This is a genomic window from Pseudomonadota bacterium (assembly GCA_039028155.1).
Lineage (GTDB): Bacteria > Pseudomonadota > Alphaproteobacteria > SP197 > SP197 > JANQGO01.
On the sequence record JBCCIS010000022.1, the window covers coordinates 1 to 15,332 of the forward strand.

Sequence of the window (15,332 nt, forward strand, 5' to 3'; positions counted from 1 at the left end):
CCAGGCGGCCATAAGGGTTAGGCGCAGCCGCCGCGATCGCGGCGCTCAGACGGCCGACCACGGCGACCAGCCGGCGGTGTGGCCCGGCGTTGTCGGCGGCCGGTACCGTCCCTTGTCCGGTCAAGAAGAACACGCCGTCCACGAGGCGGCGCTGCACCTGCTGGAAACGCTTGGCCTCAGTCAGGCAATCCCGTCGATGGTCGACAGGGTCACGGCCCGTGGCGGCAGCCTGACAGACGACGGCCGTCTGTTGTTCCCGCGAGACCTTGTTCTCGAAACAATCGAGACGGCCCGGCGTGACGTGGTGCTGCACGGTCAGCGTCCGGGTCTCGAGCTCGATCTCTCCGGTGCGCGCGTGCACATGAGTTCGGGCGGCGCCTCGCCCAGCATCGTCGATCTTGAGACCGGCCGGTATCGCGACGCCGCGACCAGGGATCTCTACGATGCCGCGCGCCTGGTCGATGCCATGGAGCACGTCCACCACTTCAGCCGGTCGCTCGTCGCGCGCGATGCGCCCGACACCTTCTCGATGGACGTCAACACCGCCTATGCCTGCCTCGTCGGCACGGCGAAGCCGGTCAGCGTCAGCATCACCGAACCGCATCATGTAAGAGCGGTCGCCGATATCTGCTATGCAATCGCCGGCAGCGAAAAGGCGTTTCGCGAGCGTCCCTTCCTGACCGTCATGGTGTGCCACGTCGTGCCGCCCATGCGCTTCGCCGAGGAGGCCTGCGAAACACTGGAGGCCGCCGTTCTCGCGGGGTTCCCGGTCCAGTTGATCGCCGCCGGTCAGGCCGGCGCCACCAGCCCCGCGACCATCGCCGGTTCGCTTGCCCAATCGGTGGCGGAGACCCTGGCCGCGCTCGTCTTCGTGCGCCTGATCGACCCGAACGCGGCGGCGATCTTCGCGCCCAAGCCGTTGGTTGCCGACCTCCGGACCGGCGCGATGAGCGGCGGCGGCGGCGAACAGGCCATTCTGATGGCGGCAGCCGCCCAGATGGGGCGGTTCTATGATCTGCCGACCAGCTCGATCGCCGGCATTACCGACGCCAAGATCGCTGACGCCCAGCACGGCTACGAGAAGAACCTTGCCGTCAGTCTGGCCGCGCACGCCGGCTGCAATCTGATCACCCAGGCCTGCGGTATGCAGGCGAGCTTGCTGGGCGCCTCGCTCGAAGCCTATGTGGTCGACAACGACATGCTGGGCGCTATCCTGAGATCCGTGCGCGGCGTGGAGGCAACGCCGGAGACCATAGCGAGCGACGTCATCGCCGAGGTCTGCCGCGGCGAGGGTCACTATCTCGGCCACGCCCAAACCCTCGCGCGCATGAAGGCGGACTACGTCTATCCGGAGGTCGGCGACCGGCGAACGCCGGCCGACTGGGAAGCTGACGGCGGCAACGACATGCGCACGCGGGCCAGGGCGCAGGCCCGGGAGATCCTGGCCCGGCACTATCCCGACCACCTGGACGATGCGACTGACCGGGCGCTGCGCGAACGGTATGACCTGCTGTTGTCGCGGACCGATATTGGACGACCAGCGTGAGCACACCCTTCCCTCACTTGTTCTCCGAGATTGAGATTGGCGGATGCGTCGTGCCCAACCGAATCGCCTCGACCGGCCATCACACCTACCTCTCCGACGAGGTGCCGGATGAAAGGCTGATTGCCTACCACCAAGCCCGCGCCAAGGGCGGCGCCGGCCTTATCGTGACCGAGATCGTCGCGGTTCACGAGACCGCTGGCTTCTCACCTGATCTCTTGAAGGCGGCCAGCCCGGACGTCATTCCCGCCTATGCAGAGCTGGCCAAGGCGTGTCATGCGTACGGCACGCGCCTGTTCGCCCAACTGTTTCACCCGGGACGCGAGATCCTTTCCGCGCACGCGGGCATGATGCCGATTGCCTATGCGCCGTCGGCGGTGCCGAACGAACGTTTCCACATCATGCCCAAGCCGATGTCGGACGCGCTGATCACCGATGTCATCAAGGGCTACGGGCAAGCGGCAGGTCATCTGGCCGAAGCCGGCTTTGATGGTTTCGAAATCGTCGCGAGCCAGGGTTACCTGCCGTCGCAATTCCTAAACCCGCGCGTCAACCTGCGTGACGATGCCTGGGGCGGCGATGCTGACCGACGCTTGCGCTTTCTAAGAGAGGTTATCAGCGCCATACGGCAGGCAACCGACGGCCATGTTGTCGGCATGCGCATCTCCGGCGCGGAGTTGGACGCGGAAGGACTGACCGACGCGGAAGTCCTGGACGTTGTCCGAGCCATCGACAACGACCTTGACTATGTCAGCGTTGTCGCCGGGACATCCGCCAGTCTCGGCGGGTCGATGCACGTCGTGCCGGCCATGGGTTTCGAGCACGCCTATGTCGCGCCGTTCGCCGCAGCGGTCAAAGCGGCGACGACGATCCCGGTCATCGTCACCGGCCGTATCAACCAACCGCAGGTGGCCGAGCAGGTTATCGCGGAGGAACAAGCCGACCTCTGCGGCATGACGCGCGCCATGATCTGCGATGCCGACATGGCGGCGAAGGCGAAGAGCGGCCGGCTCGATGACATCCGCGCCTGCATCGCCTGCAACCAGGCCTGTATCGGACGCGCTCACAAGGGCCTTGGCATCTCCTGTATCCAGCATCCGGAATCCGGTCGCGAGCTTGAGTATGGCGCGCTGCCCGCCGCGCCCGCGCGCCGGACCGTTCTGGTCGCGGGCGGCGGCCCGGCCGGCATGAAGGCCGCCGCGACGGCGGCAGCGCGGGGCCACGACGTCACGCTCTACGAAAGCCAGCCACAACTTGGCGGCCAGGCGCGGCTTGCCCAGACGCTGCCCGGCCGCGACGAATTCGGCGGTATCGTCACCAACCTCGAGCGCGAGATGGCCCTGGCCGGCGTGAGAATTGTCAAAGGCACGGTCGTCACCGCCAATCTCGTCCGCGACCTTCAGCCTGACAGCGTCATCGTTGCGACCGGCGCTTCACCGTACCTTCCGCGTCTCGACGGGATCGACGACAGCGCCCATGTAGTGACCGCGTGGGACGTGTTGCAGGACCGGGTCAATATCGGTGCGTCCGTCGCGATTGCCGATTGGCGCGCCGACTGGATCGGCCTGGGCCTGGCGGAGCGGCTGGCGAAGGCCGGGTCCGCCGTAACCCTGTGCGTCAACGCGGCCATGGCGGGTGAGACATTGCAGATCTACATGCGCAACCACTATGTCGCACGCCTGCACCGTCTGGGCGTTACGATCCGCACCCATGCGCGCCTCTACGGCGCTGATGACGGTGCGGCCTATTTCCAGGACACGTTGACCGAAGAGCCGATCATTCTGGACGACATCGATACGGTGGTGCTGGCCTTGGGCCACCAGGCTGAAGCCACCTTGGAGCATGAGCTGGCGGGGCTCGGGGTCGACGTTTTGGCGATCGGTGACTGTGTTGTGCCGCGCACGGCGGAAGAAGCCGTTTTCGAAGGCATGCAAGCGGGGAGAACGGTGTGAACAACAAGCCGACCATCAAGGGCGGTGACGCCGTCTATCGTGTCTTGCGCGATCAGGGTGTCACCACCGTGTTCGGCCTGCTTGGTGGATCCATGCTCGAACTCTATGACGCCCTTCATGGCGGCAACGAGATCGCCTATATCGGCGCGCGCGACGAACGCGCCGCCGGCCATATGGCCGACGCCTATGCCCGCATCTCCGGCGGGCCGGGCGTTGTGTTGGGTGCGCAAGCCGGACCGGGCGTCGTCAACCTGACGACGGCGGTTGCTGAAGCGCATCTCGCCTATTCGCCGCTTGTCGTCATCGCCGGCGCCATCCAACGCGCCGATCTCGGCAAGGATACCTTTCAGGAAGTCGATCAGGTCGGGCTGTTCGCGCCGATCTCCAAGCGTTCGATCATGGTCAACGAACCGGAGCGGCTCGCACCCATGCTGCGCGATGCCATGCGTCTGGCGATGAGCGGCCGGCGCGGTCCCGTCGTCTTGCATGTTCCACGCGATCTCTTCGCCACGAACGTGGCGGAACCGGAACCAGGCCCGGTCGCGATCGCCAAGGCAGGTCCGCCGGCACCCGACGAGATCGCGTCCATGGTGTCGCTTTTGGCGAAAGCCAAGGCACCGATCATCGTCGCCGGCGGCGGTCTCAAATGGGCGGGCGGCGCGGATGCGCTGCGCCATCTTGCGGAGGCACTCGACATCCCCGTCATCGCCTCGACCGGCCACGCCGATGTCATGCCGCACGGCCACCCGCTCTTCGCCGGCCAGGGCGGTCCCCGCGGCAACGCGGTCGCCAGCCGGCTGACACGCGAGGCCGATGCGATCCTGGTCCTGGGCGCCCGGCTCGCCTTCAATTCGACCTTCCTCAGCCACGACTACATCTCGGCCAGCGCGGCCATCGCCCAGGTCGACATCGAAGGCAGCGCCATCGGGCGCTACTTCCCCGTATCGCTCGGCATTCAGGCAGACGCCAGGGAGACGGCGGTCGCACTCAACATGGCGGTTGCCCAGGCGGGGCTGACAGGCGCTGGTTGGGCCGATTGGCTGGCCGGTTTTCGCAAGGACCGTGCGTCGCTCGATGCCGAACGCGAAGTTGAAGCAGGTTTGGACGGCGTGCCGCTTCACCCGCACCGCGCGCTGGCGGAAATCCGCACCGCCTTGCCGAAAAACGCCATCGTCACGCTGGACACCGGCAACGCCTGCTTGAATGCCGCCGACCGGTTGGCCCACCACCAGACGCCCGGGCTGGTCACGCCGCTTGATTTCGGGCTCGTGGGTTTTGGCTATGCCGCGGCCCTGGGCGCCAAGGCGGCGGCGCCGGAACGCCCGGTTGTCGCCGTCATGGGCGACGGCGGGTTCGGCTTCACCATGGCCGAGATCACATCGGCCGTGCATCACAATCTCGGTGTCATCGCGGTGGTTCTGGATAACGGCGCCTGGGGCGCTGAGAAAGCCTATCAAAGCGAGTTTTTCGGCGGTCGCCTGTTGGGCGCCGATATCGCGAGCCCGCCCTATGACGAGGTCGCGCGCCTGTGTGGCGCCAACGGCTGGCGCGCAGAAACGCCCGGTGAACTAGGTGCTGCCTTGGAAGCGGCACTTGCCGACGGCGGACCGGCCGTCATTCACACCAAGATCGACCCGACGGTGCTGCAGACCCTGCGAAAAGACCTATTTGCCGCGCCGAAATAGGATGGCAGCGGGCGACGCGGCGCCTTTCTGAGCGCGGTGATACACCAGGCAGGTTGCTGCGTAGAAACGACCAAATTCTCTTCTACCAGTCCGCACCGCACCCCATGGCCGAATGTCGACTCATTCTCATCCTCGGCGACCAGCTATCGCCCTCCCTTTCGTCGCTGGAGGCGGCGGATAAGGGACGCGATCAAATCTTGATGGTCGAGGTCATGGAGGAAGCGACCTATGTGCGCCACCACAAGAAGAAGATCGCCTTTCTGTTGTCCGCCATGCGCCACTTCGCCGAACACCTTCGAGGTGACGGCTGGCAGGTCGACTATGTGCGCCTGGATGACGACGGCAACACCGGCTCGTTCACAGGCGAAATCGAACGCGCCATAGGACGCCGTAAGCCTACATCACTGCTGGTCTGCGAACCCGGCGAGTGGCGCGTTCGCGCCATGATGGAGACGTGGGCCGAGCGTTTCCATCTGCCCACGACCATCCTGGACGACGACAGGTTTGTCTGTTCACACGCCGATTTCGCGCGCTGGGCCGAAGGGCGCAAGCAACTGCGCATGGAACACTTCTATCGCGAAATGCGGCAGCGTACTGGTCTGTTGATGGAGGGCAAGAAACCTGTCGGCGGCAGATGGAATTTCGATGCGGACAACAGAAAACCGGCGAAACCCGATCTCCTGTTGCCGCAGCCTCTGCCATTCGATCCCGACGAGATCACTCAGGACGTGCTGCGCCTGGTAGCCGACCGTTTCAGCGACCACTTCGGCGATCTCAACCCCTTCTGGTTTGCCGTGACGACGGCGCAGGCTGAAGCAGCATTCGATCACTTTGTCGAATCAACCCTGCCTCTTTTCGGTGACTTCCAGGACGCGATGCTGAGGGATCACCGTTTTCTCTATCACAGCGTCATCAGCCACACGATCAACGCCGGTCTCCTGGACCCGTTCGATGCATGCCGCCGTGTCGAGACCGCTTATGACACCGGTCAGGTGCCGCTTAACGCCGCGGAAGGGTTCATTCGCCAGATCATCGGCTGGCGCGAGTACGTGCGCGGCATCTATTGGCTCTTCATGCCCGGCTATCTAGACAACAACGTTTTCGGTGCGTCGCGGCCGCTTCCCGGCTTCTATTGGACCGGCGAGACGGACATGGCGTGCCTGAGCGCCGCGATCACCCAGACAAAGGAAGAGGCCTATGCCCATCATATTCAGCGCCTGATGGTGACCGGCAACTTCGCCATGCTGGCGGGCGTTGAGCCGCGCGCGGTTCACGAATGGTATCTGATGGTCTATGCCGATGCTTACGAATGGGTCGAACTGCCGAACACGCTTGGCATGAGCCAGTTCGCCGATGGCGGTCTGCTCGCTTCGAAACCCTATGCGGCAAGCGGAAACTACATCAACAAGATGTCAGACTACTGCGGCACCTGCCGCTACGACGTGAAGCAGAAGACAGGCGACGGCGCCTGTCCCTTCAACGCGCTCTATTGGGACTTTCTCGACCGCAGCGCCGATGTCTTGCGCGGCAACCCCCGCCTCACCAACGTCTACGCCACATGGGACCGCATGGACGGAAACAAGCAGGCGGCCTACCGCGAGAGCGCGGCATCTTTTCTGGCGACGCTTCAATGACATCGCAGAAGCTCACTGAGGACCTGCCATGAAGACGATCGTGTGGTTTCGTCAGGACCTCCGTCTCTCCGACAACCCTGCCCTCAGTTACGCGGCCGAACGCGGCGCGATCATCCCCGTCTGCATCCTTGACGACGGCGGTCGCCCGCTCGGCGGCGCGAGCCGCTGGTGGCTGCACAAGAGCCTTGCGGCCCTCAAAGACGATCTGCCGCAACTCACCCTGTTGCGCGGCGACCCACTCGAGGCCCTGAACAAACTCATCGATGAAACCGGCGCCGACGCGGTCTGCTGGAATCGCTGTTACGAACCCCACGCCATCGCGCGTGACAAAAGGATCAAGGCAGCGTTGCGCGAGCGCGATTTGGAGGTGCGGAGCTTCAACGGCGCCTTGCTGGTAGAGCCGTGGGAGGTGAAGACTGGCCAAGGCGGTCCGTTCAAAGTGTACTCACCGTTCTGGCGAGCGGCGAAAGCGCGTGACGTCGCCACACCGCTCGCCGTCCCGAAACTCGACATTGATGCGCCACGAGGCATCGGCGATGACGTCGATGACTGGAACCTCTTGCCGTCGTCACCGAATTGGGCAGCCGGTTGGGAAGACATCTGGCAGCCCGGGGAGGCCGGCGCGCAGGCACAGCTCGATCGTTTCCTGGACGATGGCCTCGCGGGCTATGGCACCCTGCGCGACCGTCCGGACAAGACGAATGTCTCGCGTCTGTCGCCGCATCTGCACTGGGGTGAGATATCGCCACGCCAGATCTGGTCGCGCACCCAGTTCCTGGCCGATCGTGAACCCGCACACCGCAAGGACATCGACAAGTTCTTGAGCGAGATCGGCTGGCGCGAGTTCTCCTATCATCTGCTCTATCACTTCCCGTCTCTGCCCGAAGAGAACTGGCGACCGGCGTTCGACGCATATCCATGGCGCGACGACATTGTGGAACTGGAAGCCTGGCAGAAAGGGCAGACCGGTTACCCGCTTGTCGATGCCGGCATGCGCGAACTATGGCAAACCGGTTACATGCACAATCGCGTGCGCATGGTCACCGCCAGCTTCCTGGTGAAACACCTGCGGCTTCACTGGTCCCACGGCGAGGCGTGGTTCTGGGATACCTTGCTCGATGCCGATCTCGCCAACAATGCGGCGAGCTGGCAGTGGGTCGCCGGCTGCGGTGCCGATGCCGCCCCCTATTTCCGCATCTTCAATCCGATGACGCAAAGCGAGAAGTTCGACCCCGAGGGTGCCTATGTCAGACGCTGGTGCCCGGAGCTTGCCCGCCTCGACGACAAGGCGATCCACGCGCCGTTCAAAGCAACAGAGGCGACACTCAGCGCCGCCGGGGTCGTGCTGGACAGCACCTACCCGCGACCTATCGTCGACCACACGGCCGCCAGAGCGGCGGCCTTGGCGGGTTACGAGGCCGTCAAGGCGGCCGGGCGCCCTATCGACAGCACCATTTAACCCCATGGCGACACGCTCTAGACTGCCCCGGTGGAGCATGCCTCTGAGAGCCTAGCGCCGACATACCCGCTGGATGTCGGTCCAGAATCCCTGCACCGCAACCTCGCTGCCGTTGCGCAAGCCGTGTGCACGCCCCGTTTTTACGAAGAACTGGCGCGGCTTCTGGCCGAACTGTTGGGCAGCGAACGCCTGATCGTCATCCGCTACAACCGCTATGGCGCGCCTGAGTTCATCATCAACACGGCGATGACCGACGAGGCGATCGAGTTTTACAGGGCCGATCTCTACCGCGTCGATCCGCTTTATCAGTATAGCCGGACCCAGGAATCCGGCGCCGTCGTCGCTTTGAGCGCGCTACGCCGCGACGATGGGGACAACCCCTATTACGACACCATTCGCCGGACCGCGCTGATCTATGACGAGCTGGCGATCCTGTTGCCGGCACCCGGACAGGTCTTCATCGGCGTATGTTGCGATCAGTCGACCCGCCGGTTCCAGGATCACGAGATCGACGCCATCCGTCGTCTTTACCCACTGCTTGACGCGCTTCACGCGGCCCATCTGGATCAGGTCCTGCGCCTGACCGTCGGCGGCGGCAATCAGCCGCTGTGGGAACTGCCCGGCGTCATGATGCTGTTGGACCGCAACAAACGGCTGCTTTACCAAAGCGACGACTGGCGGGCGATGGAGGCAAGTCATCCTGAACTCATCCAAATCGCCGCCATGTTGCGGGGACCGTCGGGCATGATCCCGCTGGATCGCGATCGAAGCCTGCATTGGCAGCAGTTGGACGAGGCCTTCGGCGTCGCACTGGGCGGTTGGATCTGCGCGGTCGAGAGCCGCGCGTCCGATGCGCTGGACGCGGACTGGAACAGCGTGGTCGCCCAGTTTCGGGATCGCCACGGGCTGACCCCCAGAGAGGCGGAGATCACCGCCTTTGTGATGCTGGGTTTTCCCAACGAGTTGATCGCCAAGAAGCTCGGGATCAGCCATGGCAGCGTGAAGAACCACCGCTATCGGCTCTACCAAAAACTCGACATCACCACCGAGCGCGAGCTTTTTTCGCTCATCCTTCATGGCCTTCTGGCTCATGACGCCCCGCCCCGCGATGCCCTGATGGCCGGCTGACATGGGAAAGGTGACTGGGGACACCATTGCCGTGTCCGCGGACGCCTCCTAGGCTGGCGGCAGATTGGCCGTCTTGGGATTTTGGCGGCGCGCTGAACCTTGCCAATCGGCAGGTCTGCGGCCGTTTTGCTCAAACATCTCCCGGAGCGGCTGACCGAAAGCAGACACCGTGGCCTTGATGTCGCGGTTCACCAATCATGGAAGGGGCATGCCATGAACACTTCATCGTTTCCGCGGTCAAGCAAACTTAAGGCGCAGTCGGATATCCGGCCGTTTCCCCTCGAGGAGTACGAAGCGCGCTGGGAAAGGGCGCACGTCGAAATGGCCAGGCTCGGCTATGACTGCGCCGTGGTCTTCGGCAAGACATCCGGCGTCTACGAGCGCGCCGGTGACATGCTCTATCTGACCAACTTCTTCTCCACCCATTCCGGCCAGGAGCCCGACACCAATCTGTGGAACGCGCGCTCGTTCAGCGCCGTCATCCTGCAGCCCGGCGAGGTGCCCGAATTGGTCACCGACGAGACCGAGGCGCGCTACGACCAGATCGCCACCGACCGGTTCAGCGGTCTCTACGACCCCGTCGGCGGCCTGGCGGACCGCTTGCGCGAACGCAACATCGAGGGACGCGTCGCGATCGTCGGGACCGACTTTTTCCCGATGAAGTACTGGCTGCAGCTGGAGGCCAAAACGCCGCAGATCGAGTGGGTCCACGAAGACGATCTGATCCGCAACGTGCGTTTGATCAAGAGTCCGCTTGAAATTGCGCTTTACCGAGAGGCAGGCGAGATTGTCACCAAGGCGCATGTCGCCCTGATGGAAGCGCTGATCCAAGGTAAGTCGGAGGGCGAAGCTGCCGGCGCCGGCGGCAAGATCCTTCTGGAGCATGCCTGCAACTGGCACCGGATCGCCATATCCCACGGCGATGTCAGTCAGTATCTGGAAAGCGATCCGATCCAGGGCTTCAGCACCAGGACACCCGCCCAGGGGGACATTGTCCACGGCTTTATCTATGGCCCCATCTACAAGGGCTACTGGCTCGACCCCGGCCGCACGGCGGTGTGCGGCGGCAAGCCGACGCCGGCGCAAAAACACCTGATTGAAACGCTTGTCGATGTGATGGAACAGCTCATGGCGGCCATCAAACCGGGCGTGAAGGTCAAGGATGTCGCGCTTCTGGGCGACAAGTTGTCGGAGGAGTCCGGCTATCAGTCGGAGGTCCTTAAGACGTCATGGCCCTATTACGGCCACAGCGTCGGCTGCATGTGGGAAGCGCCCTACATCGAATCGCGCATTTGCAGCGACGACGAGCTGTTCGAAGAGAACATGGTGCACTCCGTCGAGGCGTTCTACGAGTCGAAGGAAGCGGGCACCGCGACGTTCGAGACCAACTTCATCATCACCGCCGACGGTGTCGACGAAATCACGACGACACCGCATCTTTTCTGGTAGGAGACACAATGTCAGACCGTGCGGCGCAGGGAACGCCGCACGGCCTTGTCTCTGGCCACCACGGCGAACCCGCGTCATCACACTGTCTGATCGCGGGATAGCGCGCATCTAGACCGATGCGACGCGCCTGGACATGTGCTAAGCGGGCGCCGCGGCGGGCCATGCAAGGGCTTGGCCGGCGCCGCGATCGTTCAGGCCTTAGACCAACGAGTTCCAGATGACATCAAGAACCGGATTCTACATCGGCGGTGAATGGGTGACGCCGGCCGGCAGCCGGACCCAGCCCCTAATCAATCCCGCGACCGAGGAGGTCTGTGGCGAACTCGCCTTGGGCGAGCAAGCCGATGTCGACCGCGCGGTCAAGGCCGCCCGAGACGCCTTCGCCGCCTATGCCGATACGCCGCTAGCCGATCGCATCGCGTTGCTGCGGCGCATCGTCGATCTCTATAAGAGCCGGTTTGATGACATCGGCGAGAGCATCTCGCGACAGATGGGCGCGCCCCGAGCATTCGCGACGCGGTTTCAGGCGGGCGCCGGCCTGAGCCACTTCAAGCAGGTCGCCGCGCTGCTGGAGTCCCACGCCTTCGAACACAAGCTCGGCGCGACGCGGGTGATGCACGAGCCGATCGGCGTCTGCGGCATGATCGTGCCGTGGAACTGGCCGATGAACCAGATCACCTGCAAGGTGGGCCCGGCGCTCGCCGCCGGTTGCACGATGGTCTTGAAGGCCTCGGAATTGGCGCCGGACCCGGCGATCATCCTGGCCGAGATCCTGGACGAAGCCGGTGTGCCGCCCGGCGTGTTCAATCTTATCCAGGGTGAAGGACCCGTCGTCGGCGCGGCGCTCGCCGCGCATTCCGACGTCGACATGATCTCGTTCACCGGCTCCACCAACGCCGGCATCGCCGTCGCACAGGCCGCCGCGCCGACCGTCAAGCGAGTCGGTCAGGAGCTTGGCGGCAAGTCGGCGAACATCCTGCTGGATGGCATCGACTTCGAGGATGCGGTCACGCGCGGTGTGCAGCTCTGTTTCCGCAACGCCGGTCAGTCCTGCAATTCGCCGACGCGCATGCTGGTGCCGGCCTCGCGACTGGCGGAGGTCGAGGTCATCGCGGCGCGCACGGCCGAAAAGACTCGTGTCGGTCATCCGGACGAACCGGAAACCGTTCTGGGTCCGGTCGTCTCGGCCAAGCAATGGCAGAGCATTCAACGGCACATCGAGCGTGGCATTGAAGAAGGCGCGACGCTCGTGCACGGCGGCCCCGGGCGACCGGACGGGCTTGCGCGCGGCTACTTCGTGAAGCCCACCGTGTTCTCGAACGTGAAGTCCGGCATGACCATCGAGCGCGAGGAAATCTTCGGTCCCGTGCTGAGCATCATGCCTTACACGGACGACGACGAGGCCATCGCGATCGCCAACGATACGCCGTTCGGCCTGGCCGCCTATGTCGAAGCGCCGGACCTTGAACGCGCCCGATCGGTCGCGCGCAAACTGCGTGTCGGTATGGTGCACCTGAACGGCGCGCCCGCGGATCCGGCCGCGCCCTTCGGCGGCTACAGGCAATCGGGCAACGGCCGCGAGTGGGGCGAGCACGGCCTTGCAGAGTTCACCGAGACCAAAGCCGTCATGGGTTACGGTGAGGCCTAACAACCTAGGGGCGAACGGGGTGTCTTATTGAGGTCCGGGCTGTGACGGTCCATCATAACAACGGGATCGACGTCACCATGAGCCGAGGAAACCGCCATGAGCACCAAACCCGCACGACTGATTTCTGAAGGCCACACCGGCGGCATGGCACCCTCACATCTGGTCAGCGCCGAAGCGTTCACGACCGGTGATCAAACCGAGATGATCTCCCACGCCTATACGTCCGACGACGAGAGTATTCTTACCGGGGTCTGGGAATGCGCGCCTTGCAAGGAAGAGATCGACGCCTACCCGGTCAACGAAATGATGACCGTGCTGGACGGCTCGGTGACAGTTACCGACGCCGACGGCAACGCTGAGACCTACGTATCCGGCGACACCTTCTTCATTCCCAAGGGCACGCCGTGCACCTGGGAAATCACCAAGACACTGCGCAAATTCTACATGATCGCCGCCTGAACCTTCGATAGCGCAGCGTTATGCCCGCCAATCCCTTCATTGCGGGCGAACGGCTCTTCACCTTCGCCGTCGTCGCCGATACGCATGTCACGGAGGTCGAGGCCGATGCGATCGGCGGCTATGACGTCGATACGGTCAAGCTGGGCGCCGACCGGTCGCGCTATGTGGTTCACCAGATCAACCAGCTTGCGCCGGACTTTGTCATCCACCTCGGCGATATCACCCATCCGGAGCCCGGCACGCCGGCCTATGACGATTCAGCGACGCGTTTCCATCAAGTCTATGCCGACCTCCAATGCCCGCTTCACTTGGTGGCCGGCAATCACGACATCGGCGAAAAGGCCTTTCCGGACGAACCTCTCGCGCCGCAGCAGACACAACGGACCGTCAACGACGAGATGATCGCCGAATACGAACGGCAGTTTCAGGATCACTTCTACGCGTTCGATCACAACGACTGCCTATTCGTGGTGATCAACGGCATGATCGTCAACTCAGGGCTCCCGTGCGAGGCGCACCAGCGGGAATGGCTCGAAGCCCTCCTGAAAGACAACCATGGCCGGCGCGTCTTCATGTTCTCGCACTATCCGACCTATCTGACCGACGCGAGTGAATCCGGGCACTACGACGCCACCGACGAACCGGGACGGGCATGGTTGCTGGGCCTACTCGCGCGCCACGGCGTCGAGGCATTCTATGCCGGCCACGTTCACAACTTCTTCTTCAACCGTCACGGCGCGACCAACTGTTACGTCCTGCCGTCGATCTGCTTCCTGCGGCACGACTATCACGAACTGTTCCGTGTCGCGCCTGGCATGAAACAGGGACGTCATGACGGCGCCAAGCTGGGCTACGGCATCGTCGAGGTTTATGAGACCGGCCACCTCAATCATATCGTTCGCACCCACGGACAGACGCTGGAAGCCGGCGAGGCCCCGCCCCGATCGTCCGCAAAGGCGCCGCCTGTCCACGGCCTGAAGCCGAGAACACGCGGCGTTGGTCTCTATCTGCGCCAGCCGTGGTGTGACACCGCCGACATTCCGACGCCCTGGGGGATCGATGCCTTCAGCCGAAAGCGGGTGCGCAATGACTATCCGCTGATGGCGCTTTGGGAGATGGGCGTGCGCGACCTGCGTGTGCCGCTGGATGACCTGGCGGATCCTGAGACCGGCGCGCGCATGGCCGAGCTTGCCGCCCTCGGCCATCGCTTTACGGCCTATTCCTATGGTTTGCCCAAGGGCGCGGCGAGCGATGCTCTGCGTCAACGTGGCGATTGTCTGGCGGCATGGGAAGTGATCGCGCCGATCACCAGCGTGAGCGATTTGCTGACCGACATCGCAACGCTGAAAGGCGAGACGCCGGCCTTCTTCAACGCCTACCGTGTCGACGTCGAGGCGTTCAGCAGCAGCCACGGCCTGACGGCCGACGAACGCGGCGCTGTCGAAGCTCTGCTCGCCCTGCCGGGCGCCCGCGATGCCATTGATGGCATCGTGTTCGGCATTAGCTGGCAGGAAGCGCCGGCCCCGGCGATCGCGAATGCGCGCGATAGCGTCGCGGGCCTCGGTGTCGCGGCCGCCGTGCACGTCCAGTTCGCCCATCGCAGACCCCTGAGCCAGGACGAGACCGAGCGGCACGACGCCAGCCGTATCGCCGAAGCTGTAACGGCCGCCATGGCATTCGATGACATCACCGTGTTTCTCGACAACTTCACCGGTATCGACCGCGGCTATTACTTCAGCGGCGGCCTGGTCGACCGTCTCTACAATCCAATCGCCGGCGCGCACATCGTGCGCCACCTCCACGCCGCCCTCGCCGACGGATGCGTCATCGTCGCGGTGAGAGACGATGGTCAGGCAACAGTTGTCGAACTGAGCGGCAATGTCGGCGATGTGGCGATCGTACTGCCCAAGGTCAGTCTGAATGCAGCCGAGCTTGCGGCGCTTCCTTCACCCGCGACCAGCCGCTGGATCGACCTCGCGAGCGGAACGCCGATAACGAACGGCATCAACGGCCCGGTCTTCGTGTCGACAAGCAAGGGTGGCGAAGGACACAGCTGACCGGGCATCGCGCCCGGCCGTTCTCTCACGGAAAACTGGCGGAGGGGGAGGGATTCGAACCCTCGGTACGCAGAGCGCACAACGGTTTTCGAGACCGCCCCGTTCGACCACTCCGGCACCCCTCCGCTTGATGGGTTTTGTGGCCTCTCGCGAGGGCGCGGGACCATACCCCTTGCCCCGCCCCAGCGGCAAGACCCGCATACCGGCGCCGCAAACCGCGCGTGGTGGGCCCCATCGCCCACCCCGACCGCGTGTCTTGCCAGCGCTTGGCGGCCCCACCTATAATCGCGCGCCGGTCCTGGGGCGCGGTAACAAAGA

10 protein-coding genes and 1 tRNA gene are annotated in these 15,332 nt (G+C 64.1%); 10 read left to right on the top strand and 1 reads right to left on the bottom strand.

The window, feature by feature from the left end:
* From AAF563_13110 to AAF563_13155, 10 genes are all read left to right on the top strand, one after another.
* The coding region (locus AAF563_13110; GenBank protein MEM7122216.1) for a trimethylamine methyltransferase family protein at nt 1-1,546 on the top strand (1,546 nt) is incomplete at its 5' end.
* Nucleotides 1,543-3,495, top strand: coding sequence for an FAD-dependent oxidoreductase (locus AAF563_13115; protein ID MEM7122217.1), 1,953 nt, complete (start codon nt 1,543-1,545; stop codon nt 3,493-3,495). The genes AAF563_13110 and AAF563_13115, both read left to right, overlap by 4 nt.
* Nucleotides 3,492-5,180, top strand: coding sequence for a thiamine pyrophosphate-binding protein (locus AAF563_13120; GenBank protein ID MEM7122218.1), 1,689 nt, complete (start codon nt 3,492-3,494; stop codon nt 5,178-5,180). The genes AAF563_13115 and AAF563_13120 overlap by 4 nt, the downstream gene beginning before the upstream one ends.
* Nucleotides 5,181-5,284: 104 nt before the next feature.
* Nucleotides 5,285-6,814: a cryptochrome/photolyase family protein gene (locus tag AAF563_13125; protein MEM7122219.1), complete on the top strand. Its 1,530-nt coding sequence runs from the start codon at nt 5,285-5,287 to the stop codon at nt 6,812-6,814.
* 28 nt (nt 6,815-6,842) lie between these two features.
* A complete protein-coding gene (locus AAF563_13130; GenBank protein ID MEM7122220.1) occupies nt 6,843-8,273 on the top strand; it encodes a deoxyribodipyrimidine photo-lyase in 1,431 nt (476 codons plus the stop codon).
* Between the two features lie 30 nt (nt 8,274-8,303).
* Nucleotides 8,304-9,401 (top strand): LuxR C-terminal-related transcriptional regulator, encoded by a 1,098-nt coding sequence (locus AAF563_13135; protein ID MEM7122221.1) that lies wholly within the window; start codon nt 8,304-8,306, stop codon nt 9,399-9,401.
* 213 nt (nt 9,402-9,614) lie between these two features.
* A complete protein-coding gene (locus AAF563_13140) occupies nt 9,615-10,850 on the top strand; it encodes a M24 family metallopeptidase (GenBank protein ID MEM7122222.1) in 1,236 nt (411 codons plus the stop codon).
* Nucleotides 10,851-11,067: 217 nt separating this feature from the next.
* The gene (locus tag AAF563_13145) at nt 11,068-12,498 is read left to right on the top strand and encodes an aldehyde dehydrogenase family protein (GenBank protein ID MEM7122223.1); all 1,431 of its coding nucleotides are present in this window, start codon (nt 11,068-11,070) and stop codon (nt 12,496-12,498) included.
* A gap of 96 nt (nt 12,499-12,594) precedes the next feature.
* Nucleotides 12,595-12,957 carry a cupin domain-containing protein gene (locus tag AAF563_13150; protein ID MEM7122224.1) on the top strand — a complete coding sequence of 121 codons (363 nt, stop codon included), beginning with the start codon at nt 12,595-12,597 and terminating at the stop codon, nt 12,955-12,957.
* A gap of 20 nt (nt 12,958-12,977) precedes the next feature.
* Complete coding sequence (locus AAF563_13155; protein ID MEM7122225.1) at nt 12,978-15,014, top strand: metallophosphoesterase; 2,037 nt, start codon at nt 12,978-12,980, stop codon at nt 15,012-15,014.
* 36 nt (nt 15,015-15,050) lie between these two features.
* Here AAF563_13155 and AAF563_13160 read toward each other — a convergent pair.
* Nucleotides 15,051-15,139: transfer RNA gene (locus AAF563_13160), tRNA-Ser, on the bottom strand.
* Between the last annotated feature and the right edge of the window lie 193 nt (nt 15,140-15,332).